This is a genomic window from Pseudomonas sp. KH_040, from assembly GCF_057839305.1.
In genome coordinates this window covers 3,324,256-3,338,114 of record NZ_CM174487.1, presented here as the reverse complement: position 1 = coordinate 3,338,114, position 13,859 = coordinate 3,324,256, and the positions used below count along the sequence as shown (strand labels likewise).

Below are 13,859 nucleotides of genomic sequence, written 5' to 3'. Positions count from 1 at the left end.
CCAATGCTATTAATGCCGCGCCCTATGCACAGGAGGCATTGCCCTTGGAACTCGTTTGGCTTGAGGATTTTTCAGCGCTTGCGGAATACGGCAGCTTTGTTCGGGCGGCTGAAGCGCGCCACGTTACTCAGCCTGCCTTCAGTCGTAGAGTCCGCGCTCTGGAGAATTGGATGGGTGTCGAATTGTTCATACGCACTCCCCAGGGGGCGACGTTGACCGAGGCTGGAAGACAGATTTTGCCTAGCGCCCAGGAGGCTGCCAGACGCTTGTACCGGATGCGCTCCGAGGCACAGGAAGTAGCTGGGATGGCCGCCAAAACGCTGCAGTTTGCAGCCACTCATTCCTTGTCATTTACCTTCTTCCCAAGGTGGTTGAGAAGTGCAGAAAATGGCGCGCCGATAGATGCCGTACGCCTGCATTCAGACAGCATGGCCGTTTGCGAGCAGATGCTGATACACGGTCAGGTTCAATTCCTGCTTTGCCATCGCCACCCCGATGTTCCACCTTTGCTGGCCCCTGATCAGTTCACCGGGAAAAAAGTTGGAGAGGATGTGCTCATACCCTTGGCGAGTGCCTCTGCCACGTTGGGTACGTCCCCGGAAACACTGCCTTATTTGGCATATACCCAGGAATCGGGTCTAGGCCGCATCGTCGCTCACCGACTCCACGGCAAGGAAGACTACCTTCACCTCAAGCCGCTTTTTAGCAGCCATCTTGCGGCGGTTCTGATGTCCATGGCACTGGAAAGCAAGGGCGTAGCGTGGTTACCAAAAAGCCTGACCGAGCAGGAAATGGCTGATGGGCGGCTGGTCAGAGCTCTCGACGAAAGCTGGGATATACCGTTAGAGATTCATCTCACTCGACCTAAAGCCCCCATTAGCTTATCTGCGGAAGAGTTCTGGGCCAGGCTGGCTTAATAGATCCATCTTACTGCCCCCCATTTTTCACTTTTTAACGGCACTCTGGCGAGCCAGAAAACTTGGCTGTTAGTGACTGAGTGCCTCCTATTGGCCGAAACCGGTCGTAACTGCCTTAGAAAAAAGAGTTGATATATTATGGTGTCAGCCGTGCTCCGCTGGTGCCGGCCCATGCCGCTGATGGTTCAGATCGCACTCAAGGTCAGCGTGCAGCATAAATACCCAGACCTTTCAAACTGTCGTAAAGAAAGAAAAGTCCTGCAGGTTCTGACCTTCAGGACTTTTCCTGTTCATGAGCTAGGCACAAACTCAGTTGCGCACGCCTCTCTGAAAGAGCAGGCGGCTATCCATCATTCAGCATATGGATAGGGCCATTTCCTTTTTTGTCTGACGCTCTCAGGTTGCAGACACTGGTTTTGATGACTCCTGCGACGCTTTGGTATTGCGTGGCATTCGAATGGCTTTGCTATTTTTTGTGACGACGCAAGACGCCGATTCAGCAGGCCAGTTCTTGAGCTCAGTCTTGATCAATTTGACCGGGCACAGCAACAACACCTCTCCAAATGAAAAAAGCGGGAATGCTGATACGAGAGGCTGATTGCGCAAGGTTTCTACATGGCCCCAGGTTTCTGAGGCGAAATCCTCTGTAGCATAGTTTTCGGTCAGCAAAAATTTGGCTTCTGATTGGTCTCGAACCTTCATGAGGGATGCTGACGAGTAAACGATGGTCTGTGTGCCTCCAGGCGATACGCCGATGACAATTACGAGGATCGCTAAGGCCAAAGCAATGCATTGTGAGATCCGTTTGAATAGATCGGCCTTACTGACATAAAAAACCATCGCAGGCATTAGTGTCAGACCGGCGGAAAATATCGATATCAGCATGAGTTTGATTAGCGCTTCAGGGGAGTCCTCACCGGTGTAGGCTCTAAGGATGAGGCTAACAGGGAGCACAGCCGATACAACGGCAGCAACAAGTACAAAGGCCAGCATGGCTAGCAGGAAAATGCGGGATGCTCTGCTATTCGGTTTTCCGGGCGCTGCGGAGGTTGCGCACAAGTCCAGAGCGAGTCTGAATTTTGGACTGAGATGCAACGCTGGAATCGTGATAACGACAAACGCTACCAAGAAGGCCAACCGATCCCAGTCGTTTAAATTTTGGGCTTCGAATATCAAGGCCATTAGCGTGGCTATGCCAAGCAACACCGGCCAGAAAAACACCTTCACAACCTCGGGTTGAAGGTTAGGGCTATCGTTGAACAATGACACCGAGAGGCCAAAAAGAATGCCGGTGGTCATGAGTACCACGAAGTAAGCGGTTACCACGAGAGCCACAATAGCTAGCCACGTAACCAGATCTGATTTCGCGGCAAGCGCTGCCGCCATCAGGTCAGGACGACCGATGGCTGTCGTGTAGGTCGATATCGTGTAAATCCCCAGCAGCGTGCCGAGTCCACCCAGAAAGACGGTCAACTGAGGCCAGTGGGAGAGGATGCGTTTTAGATTTTTTTTCAATGCTTGCTTGAAGGTGAGAGGTTTCACTTCAGTCACGTAATCGATTCCGTAAAGGCTGAACAACAATGGATAGCAAGCGATCTCGTTCTTGGGAGTCCTCAAAGACGTGGTCGCAAGCGTGTCCGCAGCTATATCGCCTTCCTTTTTTCATGCTTGATGAAAATTTATTTTTTTTCGCCCCTTGAAAAATTTTTTGTGCGACGGATCTTTATATTTGAGGACAACAGAAAAGCAGCGATCTCGGCGCCTCCCCGTTCACCGGTCTTCCTGGACAACCTATGTGGTTTTTCGTTGTTGCTGTGCTCTTGCTTCTGGCTTTTTCTTGCGACTTTTTCTGGCTGACGCAGGTGTATGGCCGCCTCATGGGTGCAGCAAAATCGGCCCTTAGCGGCTGAAAGCCGCTGCTAACCCGTTTGATTTCAAATTCACGGTTTTTTTTTGAAAAAAAATACTCGTGTCGGACAACTTTGTGCGTGTCAGTCCGCAGATCAACTGGAGAGAGCAGATGGAAGACGAGATTGAGTCTCAGGTTTGGCGCACGGCGCAGCAGGCATGTAGCAAGGTGTCGTTTGCGCGACTGCTTGAAGAGGCGGTCGCCAGTTTCAAGAGAGTTCCTGGGCTTGATCCTATCGTGCGGCTGCACGCGTCAGTGATCGGTGCTGAGAGCATCAGGGTGCTACGTGATGCTCTGAAACGTCATGATATCGACGCTGGCCCAACTGAAAGTTACGTCGAGCTTAGATCTCGTCTGAGAATGCATCTACGCGATCATCTGCAATCGCACCTGATGAATATCGGCTTTGCTTCTGACGCCATGAAAGCGGATCAGTTGGATAGAGATTTGGGTTTGTAAAGGGGCGGGGAGAGCCCAATAGCAGAACCTTAATCACGTTCCGATATAGGGGATTCCGACAATGGCAGTAAACGGCAAAGGGCTGTTAGTGCCTCAGTCCGATTGTTCGCAAAAAAGGCGGTGCCCGCAAAGGTGATGTTAGGACTGCCGTATCCGCATAATCGCATCTGTGATCGCTTTTGCATTTGTGTCTAAGGTCTCCATAGCCATCACAGCGTTATCTGCAACCACTGCCGCGCCACTGGCTGCTAGCCAAACGGCGACCTCCTCGATTGCCGCCGCCAGTGCATGCTGGTTATGCAGAAGCAATGTCAGCGCGTCAGCAGTGGCAATATTGGAAACCGAGTTACTTGGCATGCTATCCATCCTGGAAATTAGGGGGTTTGCAAAGCCTAGCTCATGCGGCCGCAGTAGATTGGCTTAGATACGCTTCATCGGAGCCAGCAGCCGCTTTCGACCCGAAGCGGACGCCCATGTTGACCTGGGATCTCTCAACATGTTGGTAGGCGTGCATCTCAGACTACGTGGGCGACCGACTTACGCAAGCCTTTTGGTGTGCCCAGGAACTGGTGGAAAGGTCGTTAAGAGTTACCGCTCGCATAACGCCGCTCAAACTCCATCGGGCTGAGATAGCACAGGTGAATTCCCATCAGGGATGCATAGTCTGCGGGGTACTCTATGCTTGATAGCTAATCGCTACCTCGCCAAGGAAGACGTCATGAAGCAGATACGCTGCGCCGTTCTAGTAGCCATTATTGCCTTCCTCACGATCTGTGCTCCCAGGGCGTTCGCATTTCAAGTGAACCCTTGTTATCGCGTCCTGGAAATAAAAAATGGCATTCCAGACCAAGGCAGGATCCGGGCTTGGTTTATCAATACGTGTTGGCTGAAGAATGATTTCCACACCGTCCACGAGCATCTCACCAATTTTGCTATCAATGAGTACCTTGTGCCTGCCTACTACTTAAGGAACCCCAAGGTGGCTTTGGTGAACCGTGCTAGTGGTGACTCAGTGAATTTCATCACTGGTGCTGAGTGGCCCAAAGAAGCAAAGCCCCAGCACACCACCTACGGGATCATCTATGGCAGTTGGTGGAACGACGATCCACTCATGTTCACTTGGGGGGAGGGCGCGAATTTCACCACTGGGCTGCTCAAGCTAAAGAGACAATTCGAAGACACTCATGCCGAGTACCGAGGCGGTGTTAGTGGCTGCTGGGTCAAGACGGCAGACTATCTTCCCTGGCATTCCCACTATGGCAGGATGCAATACCTGCACTTCATGACAAACGAACCCAACGCTGGGGATGATCAGGCGAGATTAAGAAAGACCACATCCGAGGCACTCCTCTGGATGGAATTCGCCTACAAGGTAGCGACCAAGAAAATCAAGGCAGATGACCCTTTGACTGAGGCAGATGAGATTAAGCTTGGGATGCCTCGGGTCGACCTCAACTACTGCCTTAAAGATAAGAAGAACGAGAAGGTTCGGACGCTCTTTGCTCCTGCCGGAACGGACTATGAGGGCCGCGACCTTCTCACGCCGGATGTTGCTCTTGGGAGCATGTTGCACGTTATGCAGGACTCCTTCTCACCAGCCCATACCTGTCGGGTCGATGAGTATGTAGCCGGACGGCCATACGCTGTGCTAACGAACGTCTACAACTATGGCGAACAGGTAAAAGCAAACCTTGGGGACTATCACCACGACAAGGATGACTATCCGGGGTGGCTGATCACCTATACCCGTACCGGGAAGCACGTCTACGAAAATGATCCCATTGTGGTCGGGGCCTGGCTGATCAAAGCTGTCGACCAACAAATGGAATGGGACGATGTGCGTAAACACCTAGAGCAAACAATCTTTAGGCGATCCGATAAACCTGCGAGCGAGCCTTTGCCGGTCTGCATAGGAAGCAGTAAGGCATAAACCCAAGCCCCAAGACTTTGCTCCTTGCTTTCTAAGGAGCAGCTCACTCGGAGTGTTCGTATTCGAACATTTCGTGTCCCCCCTTTGAAGGGGCATTGATCCATATTCCTTGAGTTTTGGTCTGCAAATCCGCGTACGGTCGCCACCTTTTTGTTTAGCAGCGATGCACTATGACGAGTGAAAAAGCTCCCTCGCCAATAGTGACGGTATTGATCCCTAACTGACCAAAGACTTTCATCGAAGCGGAGAATTCACCCACCGTTCCGCCGCTTCTCGTGCCCCTTCAATTGCTTGCTCATAGCTCTCCCAGTGGTCACCCTCAACATAAGCTGGCCGTCCAGCCTTGCCTGGCATGGTCAACCTGGCCCCCACAGGAATATCAAGCGTCGGGCTCCAACTGAAGCCAATCATCACGGTGACACCACTTTGTGTCACGTATTTAACGGGATGATCTTTGTCTATACGTTCTGACATATTTCTCTCCTTGATCCGGCGCCATGTCAGCGTCGGACGTTCGTTAGGTAAAATGCCCGTCAATGGCTGCTTATGCCGGCCATGTGCATGATTGTGCCGCAACCACCGGCCGCGATGCTGAGTGCAGCCAAGCTGGCGAACCAAATAGCGACAAGCTAATACACCCGTTTGCATCAAGAGCCTGGCTGACTTTAAGCGTGTGACACTTCATAGGGTGCCATGGGCAAACTCCATTGTCAGGGCCGTCGCGGCGGCCAGCATGATCAGCGCCATGCAAAACAGCAGGCTTAACTGTGCCACCTGCTTGTAAAACGGCATCGGTTTTTCAGCATTAGTGGTAACCATTGTCAATCCTCACTTTTGCGCAGAAGACGTAGTAGCTCCAGCTGGTGTGCATCAGGATGGCGGCAGCATGAACAGAGTGCCGATTAGGATAAACAGCTGGCTAGAGATTGGTAAGGCGCCGCCTTACAGGCCGATGGACGGCGGCACGATGGCCGATATAGCCTAGGCAAACCATGCGTTTTCACTGCCCAGCCAGTTTTCCGTCACCGTAATCAGTGCACCCCAACAAGCTGCCGCCCCCTTGTACGATTTATAACGTTCAACCTCGCTCATGGTATTTCTCCGAGAATCTACACATAAGAGGCGGCCTAAATTAAGGGTCTTATTGATGGTTGTTTTTCAGGTATTGCAAAACGCAAAAAATATTCATAAGCAACCAAATATCATTTGCATCGGCCCATTTCACTCGCTCTACTTTGGGCACGCGTTCAGGCTATTCCCAGTTAATCGCCCTGTCTAATCACAAATAATTACCAGCTCATCAATACCATCTATCAGCGTAAACAGCTTTTTTCAATAAGAAAAAACCATAATATCGCAGTAAAAATCACCAGCCAGAAAAGTACTGTAAAGTCTGATTTCTAGGATTTTCCTGTTCATGAGCCAAGGCTCTTCGGGCTGATCACCATCGTTCGCATTCGATCTGAAGAACGAACAATGAAAATCTCTGAAATTTATGCCGCTGACAGAGGTGTCATAAGGCTGCAGCTATGAGCAATGACGGATGGGTTGTCTCGCCAAGAGCGGATTTGATAATAAATTCCCCCTGAACATATGCGACGTTTAGCACCGTCTGTTCATCCGGGCTGATATACAGAACTTTTTCTTGTCTGCCAAATCTGATTGCGCGTTTCAGTAGATTAACGCCATAAATTACCTTGAACCCACGTTTTGCCAAAAAGCCTACGACTTCTTTGTCACCAAACGTCGCGTGTTTTTTGGCGTTATCGGTCTTCGTTGCAACTATCAGATTCCAAGGCACATGAAGTCCACAGACGTTTCTACCTTGGAGGGGAATGATGCGGACAACTTCATGCTTGACGCCTGTCCGAGCTGACAGCTGTCGTGCCTCTGCGTAAAACGCGTCGATTGCTTCATGATCTGCCCAAAGCGGTGTTGCGGACTGTAATGCTTCTTTTCGTTTCTGGGTATTGCACTTCAATACCTCCTTACGTCCTTGAACTCTTAGCAGGGCCTCTGCGCCGCCGGAGGCAGCCTTTAGCAGGTCATCCCGTTCAAAGTTTTGCATGGCGTCGTCTATCTCCTGACTCAATCTTCGGCACATACCTGAGAGTAGGCCGACAAACAGAGCTTTGAGAGCGTTGCAAGTAGCGACGATGCGGCCATGTACTCAATCTAGTGATCCGTGAGGGTTGGCGGCTATGGGCTATGAATTGGCGCCTTTTGGCTATTTGACAGGGGCGCCGACTGACCTGTGGCTATATCAACTGAATCGCCCTCTGGTTTCGTAGGCACCTCCAAACCTTAAAATGAGACCCATTAGGAGGTGCTATGAGCAACCAGCGTTATCCCGGAGCTTTCAAAATCTAGGCGGTCAACCAAGTGGCCGAAAAGCATCTTCCTGTCTCGGAGGTGGCTGCGCAATTGGGTGTGTCCCTGCACAGCCTCTATGCCTGGATTAAGCGCTACACCAAGCTTCTGGAGCAGCGCGTTCAGGAGGATGATCAGAGTGCCGAGCTTCGCCGACTACGTGCTGAACTGAAGCGGGTGGTCGTGACCGTGTACAACTTTAATCGAGCGATCAGTGTCCTGGGAGCGAAGAAAATGATGAAACTGATGGGCTGAAGAGCCTTTTCAGCACAAAAACAAACGCCCCGAACAAGTTGGGGCGTTTGGTCTAAGGCCTGTCAGTGTGTTTTCACACAGTCTGTTCTAGAGCCCTTTATTATCGCTGGGGTTAGGCTAATGAGTGCGCTATCAGCCTAAGCCTTCAGTTGCAAAATCTTGAGCGAGCGTCTGCACGGTCGTGGAGTATCATAACTCTCTCTGGTGTACCCATTGGCTTCAGAGGCAAATTTACTTGGCCACCGTGGAGTCCTTTGCGAGGATCGCAGCGTGAATTGCTTCGGTCATCGTATTATTGACCTCGATGAGCCGGTGTACCTCATCTTGAACCTTCAGCAACGCCTCAGCGTCCTGATAGGTCTGCAGTGCTTGTTTATCTGAGGCAGCAGCAGCCACCTTCTGGCCTACCATGATGACTGATAAAAGTACCAACTGTAGAAAAGTTTGGGCAATCCAGGCGATGAGAGTCGAGACTCCTCCTGCGATGGCAGAGGGTAAGCTGATTAAGGCAATTCCCGCAAAAATATAGGCACACCACATGGTGCCAACCGCGTTGGTGATCATCAGTGCAATGCGCCCATTCAGACCCAGATGCTCTTGTGAGATTAGGTGTGGGCCCACTTTTTCACGTTCCTTGATTCTCTGAAGTAGCAGGCGTTCGAGTTGCATCATAGATGCCTCTGATAGAAATTCAATTAATTAAGTCGGCCTTAGATCGACGCCGGGTCTAACGACCGCTTTACCCCACAAAACGTCTCGTGAAGCTGAGCCGTGGCCGTTGATGTTTCAGTATATCTGCCAATCGAAAAAGGGAGCATGAAATACATCTAAGATAAACATCTTATTTGCTGTTTCTGTGCTGTCGGAATTTTTTTGATTGACTTTATCCGCTTAGGTCATCTTTCTTGACGTTCTGCTCTAACTGATCCGAGACGTATTCTTGATCGATGCGTATTCATGCTCAATTTGTTCGTAGCCATATATGCTTTCGAGCCTTTTGACGATGAAGTGACCTCTGGCAGTGTCTTGATAGAAGTCAGTGAACAGAGCATTGATCGATGCACCGGTCAACGCTCCAATTACAGGAACTGCCTGCGCCGCGAATTTGCTAGTAATGGTATAGCCGAAGCGTGTAGCCACTTTTTCGATCAGCACGGCTAGCCATTTCCCGGCCTGGCCCGGTGCAAAATGGCTTGTCGCTTTAGCACCGTGTTTGGCGGCTATCTCTGCCAGCTCTTTGGACAAATGCTGCATTGCCTGAGTGGTAAAGCTGCGAGTAGCGTAGTACCCCGTCTCCGTCGCATCGTCCTCTTGGCTGGGGCCGCCCATAGCGAACACTTCGATGCACGCCTGTTTGGTCGCAAAGTCACTCAAGTCTAAACCTTCGCTGCGCGCCACGTCGGCTACTGAGCGCATCATAATGGTCGTGGAGACGGGGAGTTCGAGGAACAGCGTAGTAAAGCCGAAAGCCCCGCCGATAGCACCTGAGGTCGCGGCATAAAGCTTGTGCAGTCGTGTTGATGCAGGTTTTTTAGGTGCGTTTTCCAAGCTCCACAACGCGACGTCAACGGATGAGTGCAGGGCCGCCGTCACCGCACCGTTGACCTTCTTTGAAATCGATTCAGGTAAGGCTTTTACCGCAATTTCGATTGGCGACCCGATAAAGCCGGACAGCCTCGCCGTCAGAGAAGGAGACTCCAGTAAATCCACCGCCTGTTTTAAGCTCTTGTAGTCTTCGGGGTTGTCTTTGATGTTCACATACATCTCCTTTGGTGGCTCAGTCCGCAAACAAGAAACCACCGATTGAGGCAGCGATAAGTGAGCGGTGAACTAGAATATCAAGAGTGATGATCGGCAGATCAAACAGATGATTCCGCATGTTTATGGAGTCGACGCTTCCAGCTTTCCTTTTGCAGACGCGCTGCGCGCTACCCTGAGTTACGCAAGTATCAGTTGGATTGGAAGTGGTTGACTGTCGGCCTCCCTGGCCCGCGATGTCAGCATGGAAGGGCTGTCGCGTGGAGCTCATCCGAGCTCGTAAGAGTGCGCTCCTGTACCAGCAAGGTTTCCGCTATCTACGATGAGATATTCCTCGCGAATTCGAGTGCCTTCAAAGTAGCTCTGCAGAATTTCCAATGTGCCCGCAGCATAACGTGCTTGAGCCGAGAGAGACGTGCCGGACATGTGGGGTGTCATGCCATTAAACGGCATGGTTCGCCAGGGATGTTCGGGTGAGGCGGGCTGAGGAAACCAGACGTCTCCTGCATAACCTGCGATATGTCCTGATTCTAAAGCCCTGACAAGTGCATCGCGCTCCACCAGTTTGCCGCGGGCGCAATTGATGAGATAAGTACCACGCTTCATTTGGGCCAGTACCGCTTCGTCGAGCAGGTTTTCGGTGGACGGATAGAGGGGGATCTGAAGGTTGATGATGTCGACAGTCTTGATCAGCGACTGCACATCTGAATGAAATGTTAGGTTCAGCTCATTTTCAATGGTTGAGTCCAGGCGGTGACGCTGGGTGTAATGCAGGTGCAAACCGAATGGTTTAAGCCGACGCAGTACGGCCAAGCCTATTCGCCCAGCGCCGATAGTGCCGAAGTGCAGCCCTTCGATGTCATAGCTTCGGGAAACACAATCCGCAATGTTCCAACCGCCATCAATGGCTGTTTGATGAGCAGGCAAATAATTGCGCACCAGCGACAGCGCCATCATCACCACATGTTCCGCGACACTGATGCTGTTGGAACCAGTGACCTCGGCAACAGTGATATTAGCGCGCGCCGCTGCAGCAAGATCCACATGATCAGAGCCGATACCGGCGGTGAGTGCAAGTTTCAGGTTTTTTGCTTTGGTGATCCGGTCTGCGGTCAGATAAGCAGGCCAGAAAGGTTGAGATATAACCACCTCGGCGTCAGGTAGAAGACGTTCGAACTCAGAGTTCGGCCCGTCCTTGTCACTGATCACAATCAGCTCATGGCCACCTCGCTCCAAATAGTTACGAAGACCCAACGCCCCTGAGACACAGCCCACCAGTTCACCGGGTTTGAACCCTAGGGGGCCTGTTGGCGTCGGCGCTGTCTGGCCATTGGCATATGTCGTGATGGTTGGAATCTCATCTCTTGCATAACGAGGTGGATAGCCATCAACGGGGTCGGGATAAAGAACGCAAAGTATTTTTGCCATGAGCTTTATCTCCTGTGTGTCGTACGACTTTCGGTTCAGCCGGGATAAAGCGATTGGACAGAAAATCGGCCGAGGGTGGTGAAAAGGGGAGGGTGTCCAAACGGAGAGCATCTATTAAGCCGCGCACTCAGGATTGGACACCCGGGTCTACCAAGCTTTGCACCTAGTGGTGATAGCCTTCACCCAATTTAACTTTGCCTCTGAAAACGTAATAGCTCCACGCGGTGTAGACCAGAATGAAGGGAAGCGTAAACAGTGCTCCGATCAGTGCAAACAGCTGGCTCGCCACCGGCGAGGCCGCCTGCCACATCGTGATGGAAGGCGGCACGATATTGGGCCAGATGCTGATACCCAAGCCACTGTAGCCAAGGAAAATCACAAGCAGGGTCAACAGAAACGGACTTGCGGTTGCCCGATGCGCAAGCGTAATCAGTGTGGCAATGAAACAGAACAGCAACAGCAGGGGTACAGGCAGGAAGTAGAATAGGTTCGGCATCGTGAACCAGCGTTGCGCGATCTCCGGATGTACGAGCGGCGTCCAGATGCTGATCACTGCAATGACGAATAACAGGGCATAGATAAAGTAGGAAGAAAATCGGTACATATCCTCCTGCAATCGGCCTTCAGTTTTCATGATCAGCCAAGTGCTTCCCAACTGGGCATAGGCCACCAGCAGTGCGAAACCACAAAACAGTGGGAAGGGACGAAGCCAGTCGAGACTGCCACCCGCGTAGGCATTGTTGACGACTGGAATGCCGTCAAGGAAGGCACCGAGCGCAACGCCCTGGCTGAAAGTGGCAACGATAGAACCGCCGACGAAAGCCTTATCCCACCAATGCCGATTGCGGTCACTGGCCTTGAACCGGAACTCGAAGGCGACACCCCGAAAAATCAGTCCCAGCAACATGATGATCAGGGGCAAATATAGCGCGCTGAGAATGACTGAATAAGCTAGGGGAAACGCTCCGAAAAGCCCGGCGCCCCCGAGTACCAGCCACGTCTCGTTGCCATCCCATACGGGTGCAACCGTGTTCATCATGACATCTCGCTCTTCTTTGTCTTTGATCGCAAGAAAGAGCAATCCAACGCCTAGATCAAAGCCATCCATCACGACATACATCATGACGCCGAAGATGATGATCAATGCCCAAATCAAACTCAGGTCGATGCCGCCCATAGCGCTCGCTCCTCAAACTCGGAAAGGTATCTGAACATCATTTTTCATCTGCAGCCGATAGTGGCCTGGCGGGTGTTCGTTGTTGGCCTGCGCCGCCCTCAGGAGCGGGTTCCGCCCCGTGAGCCTGCGGCCCTTTGTGCACGAGTTTGAGCATGTAAGCGATGCCTGCACCGAACAGGGCGAAGTAAACAAGGACGAACAGAACCAGGCTAATGCTGACTTGTGAAACGGTCAGTGGCGATACCGCGTCAACCGTTCGCAGCAGGCCGTACACCACCCATGGCTGACGGCCCATTTCGGTAGTCACCCATCCTGCCAACAATGCAATGAGTCCAGAGGGGCCCATGCAGAGCCAGAAGGCCAAAAACGGACGTGAGGTGTATAGCTTCTGTCCGCGCCGTAGCCAGAGGCTCAGTAGTCCGGCAAGGATCATCAGCATTCCCATACTGACCATCAATCTGAACGTCCAGAAAATCACGGTTGAATTGGGTCGGTCTTCTGGCGGGAATGATTTGAGCGCCGGAATTTGCTTGTCGAGGCTGTGGGTGAGAATCAAGCTACCCAGCACCGGAATTTCAATCGCGTAGCGGGTTTTTTCCGCTTTCATATCTGGCCATCCCGCCAGAATAAGCGGCGAGGGCTCACCAGGAACGTTTTCCCAGTGGCCTTCGATGGCGGCGATTTTTGCAGGTTGGTGTTCGAGCGTATTCAATCCGTGAGCGTCTCCGACCACCGCCTGAATCGGCGCCACGATTAGGGCCATCCATGCAGCCATCGACAACATGGTGCGCGCTGCCGGCGTGTCATTACCGCGCAACAAGTGCCAGGCGCCTGATGCGCCTACAAAAAAAGCAGTCGCCAAGAATGCTGCGATGGCCATGTGCGCGAGTCGGAACGGGAATGAGGGGTTGAACACCACCGCCAGCCAGTCAACAGGTACTGCACGTCCGCCAACGATTTCAAATCCCTGTGGCGTGTGCATCCAGCTGTTGGATGACAGGATCCAGAACGTTGAAATCAGGGTACCCAACGACACCATGGCGGTAGCAAAAAAATGCAGCCCACGGCCAACCTTTTCCCAGCCGAAGAGCATAACGCCTAGAAAACCTGCTTCAAGAAAAAAGGCGGTGAGTACTTCGTACGTCAACAACGGCCCAGTGATGCTCCCAGCAAAATAGGAAAAGCCACTCCAGTTAGTTCCGAACTGATAGGCCATAACCAATCCAGAAACCACGCCCATGCCGAAATTTAGGGCGAAAATCTTTACCCAAAATGTGTAAAGATCCTGATATACATCTCGTCCGGTTTTCAGCCATAAACCCTCCAGCACCGTAAGGAAGCTGGCCAAACCTATTGTTATTGCAGGGAAAACGATGTGGACGCCGACAGTAAACGCGAACTGAATCCGCGCTAAATCAATTGCAGTCGAATCGATTATGTCCATGCTTTTCTGCCTCTCAGGAAGGGTGCAAATTTGCCTGGGAATACAGCTGGGAAGGCAATTACGCTAGCCCGGTTTATTGGCTTTCCTTTGCCTTGACATGGTGGTGCATGCCGCCTAGATTCTAGATCACCGTCGAAAATCATGAGCAAATATTTCGCTCGCTTAATGAGAAAAGCTCTCAGAAATAGTCCTGAGTTGTATGTCCGTTTTGT

The 13,859-nt window shown here is 51.8% G+C and carries 14 protein-coding genes and 2 pseudogenes; 5 read left to right on the top strand and 11 right to left on the bottom strand.

Going from position 1 to position 13,859, the window contains the following annotated elements:
- Window positions 1-44: 44 nt before the first annotated feature.
- Both AC3IUF_RS14965 and AC3IUF_RS14960 read left to right on the top strand, forming a co-directional pair.
- Complete coding sequence (locus AC3IUF_RS14965; protein ID WP_064598756.1) at window positions 45-917, top strand: LysR family transcriptional regulator; 873 nt, start codon at window positions 45-47, stop codon at window positions 915-917.
- Between the two features lie 171 nt (window positions 918-1,088).
- Window positions 1,089-1,286 carry a hypothetical protein gene (locus tag AC3IUF_RS14960; protein ID WP_489281574.1) on the top strand — a complete coding sequence of 66 codons (198 nt, stop codon included), beginning with the start codon at window positions 1,089-1,091 and terminating at the stop codon, window positions 1,284-1,286.
- Between the two features lie 27 nt (window positions 1,287-1,313).
- Here the strand turns inward: AC3IUF_RS14960 and AC3IUF_RS14955 are convergent, their stop codons facing one another.
- Window positions 1,314-2,468: a hypothetical protein gene (locus AC3IUF_RS14955; protein WP_489281573.1), complete on the bottom strand. Its 1,155-nt coding sequence runs from the start codon at window positions 2,466-2,468 to the stop codon at window positions 1,314-1,316.
- Between the two features lie 469 nt (window positions 2,469-2,937).
- Here AC3IUF_RS14955 and AC3IUF_RS14950 point away from each other — a divergent pair, with 469 nt between their 5' ends.
- The gene (locus AC3IUF_RS14950) at window positions 2,938-3,285 is read left to right on the top strand and encodes a hypothetical protein (RefSeq protein ID WP_489281571.1); all 348 of its coding nucleotides are present in this window, start codon (window positions 2,938-2,940) and stop codon (window positions 3,283-3,285) included.
- Between the two features lie 138 nt (window positions 3,286-3,423).
- Here AC3IUF_RS14950 and AC3IUF_RS14945 read toward each other — a convergent pair whose 3' ends face one another.
- On the bottom strand, window positions 3,424-3,642 hold the full coding sequence (locus tag AC3IUF_RS14945; RefSeq protein ID WP_489281569.1) for a hypothetical protein: 219 nt from the start codon (window positions 3,640-3,642) through the stop codon (window positions 3,424-3,426).
- A 361-nt stretch (window positions 3,643-4,003) separates the two neighbouring features.
- On the opposite strand from AC3IUF_RS14945, the gene AC3IUF_RS14940 reads away from it, so the two are divergent.
- Complete coding sequence (locus AC3IUF_RS14940) at window positions 4,004-5,215, top strand: hypothetical protein (protein ID WP_489281567.1); 1,212 nt, start codon at window positions 4,004-4,006, stop codon at window positions 5,213-5,215.
- 234 nt (window positions 5,216-5,449) lie between these two features.
- Here AC3IUF_RS14940 and AC3IUF_RS14935 read toward each other — a convergent pair whose 3' ends face one another.
- The 4 genes and pseudogenes from AC3IUF_RS14935 to AC3IUF_RS14920 form a co-directional block, all read right to left on the bottom strand.
- Window positions 5,450-5,689: a hypothetical protein gene (locus tag AC3IUF_RS14935; protein ID WP_489281565.1), complete on the bottom strand. Its 240-nt coding sequence runs from the start codon at window positions 5,687-5,689 to the stop codon at window positions 5,450-5,452.
- A 207-nt stretch (window positions 5,690-5,896) separates the two neighbouring features.
- Window positions 5,897-6,034: a hypothetical protein gene (locus tag AC3IUF_RS14930; RefSeq protein ID WP_489281563.1), complete on the bottom strand. Its 138-nt coding sequence runs from the start codon at window positions 6,032-6,034 to the stop codon at window positions 5,897-5,899.
- Window positions 6,021-6,184 (bottom strand): annotated as a pseudogene (locus AC3IUF_RS14925) (ubiquinol oxidase subunit II); the annotation flags it as partial. The gene AC3IUF_RS14930 and the pseudogene AC3IUF_RS14925, both read right to left, overlap by 14 nt.
- A gap of 544 nt (window positions 6,185-6,728) precedes the next feature.
- Window positions 6,729-7,283, bottom strand: coding sequence for a hypothetical protein (locus AC3IUF_RS14920; RefSeq protein WP_489281561.1), 555 nt, complete (start codon window positions 7,281-7,283; stop codon window positions 6,729-6,731).
- A gap of 314 nt (window positions 7,284-7,597) precedes the next feature.
- On the opposite strand from AC3IUF_RS14920, the pseudogene AC3IUF_RS14915 reads away from it, so the two are divergent.
- Window positions 7,598-7,765, top strand: a pseudogene (locus AC3IUF_RS14915) (transposase); the annotation flags it as partial.
- Window positions 7,766-8,071: 306 nt separating this feature from the next.
- Here AC3IUF_RS14915 and AC3IUF_RS14910 read toward each other — a convergent pair.
- The 5 genes from AC3IUF_RS14910 to AC3IUF_RS14890 all read right to left on the bottom strand — a co-directional run bounded on the left by AC3IUF_RS14910 (window position 8,072) and on the right by AC3IUF_RS14890 (window position 13,647).
- Window positions 8,072-8,512 (bottom strand): hypothetical protein, encoded by a 441-nt coding sequence (locus tag AC3IUF_RS14910; RefSeq protein ID WP_183786259.1) that lies wholly within the window; start codon window positions 8,510-8,512, stop codon window positions 8,072-8,074.
- A gap of 246 nt (window positions 8,513-8,758) precedes the next feature.
- Window positions 8,759-9,604: an EcsC family protein gene (locus tag AC3IUF_RS14905; protein ID WP_489281559.1), complete on the bottom strand. Its 846-nt coding sequence runs from the start codon at window positions 9,602-9,604 to the stop codon at window positions 8,759-8,761.
- 261 nt (window positions 9,605-9,865) lie between these two features.
- The gene (locus tag AC3IUF_RS14900) at window positions 9,866-11,026 is read right to left on the bottom strand and encodes an NAD-dependent formate dehydrogenase (RefSeq protein WP_489281557.1); all 1,161 of its coding nucleotides are present in this window, start codon (window positions 11,024-11,026) and stop codon (window positions 9,866-9,868) included.
- Window positions 11,027-11,189: 163 nt separating this feature from the next.
- Window positions 11,190-12,203 (bottom strand): cytochrome d ubiquinol oxidase subunit II, encoded by a 1,014-nt coding sequence (cydB, locus tag AC3IUF_RS14895; protein WP_489281555.1) that lies wholly within the window; start codon window positions 12,201-12,203, stop codon window positions 11,190-11,192.
- A gap of 37 nt (window positions 12,204-12,240) precedes the next feature.
- On the bottom strand, window positions 12,241-13,647 hold the full coding sequence (locus AC3IUF_RS14890; RefSeq protein ID WP_489281553.1) for a cytochrome ubiquinol oxidase subunit I: 1,407 nt from the start codon (window positions 13,645-13,647) through the stop codon (window positions 12,241-12,243).
- Between the last annotated feature and the right edge of the window lie 212 nt (window positions 13,648-13,859).

What these genes read in the sequence shown, in the direction of transcription:
- AC3IUF_RS14930 (WP_489281563.1), bottom strand. Translation starts at nt 6,034, where the DNA reads ATGGTTACCACTAATGCTGAAAAACCGATGCCGTTTTACAAGCAGGTG.
- AC3IUF_RS14920 (WP_489281561.1), bottom strand. Translation starts at nt 7,283, where the DNA reads ATGCAAAACTTTGAACGGGATGACCTGCTAAAGGCTGCCTCCGGCGGC.
- AC3IUF_RS14905 (WP_489281559.1), bottom strand. Translation starts at nt 9,604, where the DNA reads ATGTATGTGAACATCAAAGACAACCCCGAAGACTACAAGAGCTTAAAA.
- AC3IUF_RS14950 (WP_489281571.1), top strand. Translation starts at nt 2,938, where the DNA reads ATGGAAGACGAGATTGAGTCTCAGGTTTGGCGCACGGCGCAGCAGGCA.
- AC3IUF_RS14935 (WP_489281565.1), bottom strand. Translation starts at nt 5,689, where the DNA reads ATGTCAGAACGTATAGACAAAGATCATCCCGTTAAATACGTGACACAA.
- AC3IUF_RS14910 (WP_183786259.1), bottom strand. Translation starts at nt 8,512, where the DNA reads ATGATGCAACTCGAACGCCTGCTACTTCAGAGAATCAAGGAACGTGAA.
- cydB (WP_489281555.1), bottom strand. Translation starts at nt 12,203, where the DNA reads ATGGGCGGCATCGACCTGAGTTTGATTTGGGCATTGATCATCATCTTC.
- AC3IUF_RS14960 (WP_489281574.1), top strand. Translation starts at nt 1,089, where the DNA reads ATGCCGCTGATGGTTCAGATCGCACTCAAGGTCAGCGTGCAGCATAAA.
- AC3IUF_RS14945 (WP_489281569.1), bottom strand. Translation starts at nt 3,642, where the DNA reads ATGCCAAGTAACTCGGTTTCCAATATTGCCACTGCTGACGCGCTGACA.
- AC3IUF_RS14890 (WP_489281553.1), bottom strand. Translation starts at nt 13,647, where the DNA reads ATGGACATAATCGATTCGACTGCAATTGATTTAGCGCGGATTCAGTTC.
- AC3IUF_RS14900 (WP_489281557.1), bottom strand. Translation starts at nt 11,026, where the DNA reads ATGGCAAAAATACTTTGCGTTCTTTATCCCGACCCCGTTGATGGCTAT.
- AC3IUF_RS14940 (WP_489281567.1), top strand. Translation starts at nt 4,004, where the DNA reads ATGAAGCAGATACGCTGCGCCGTTCTAGTAGCCATTATTGCCTTCCTC.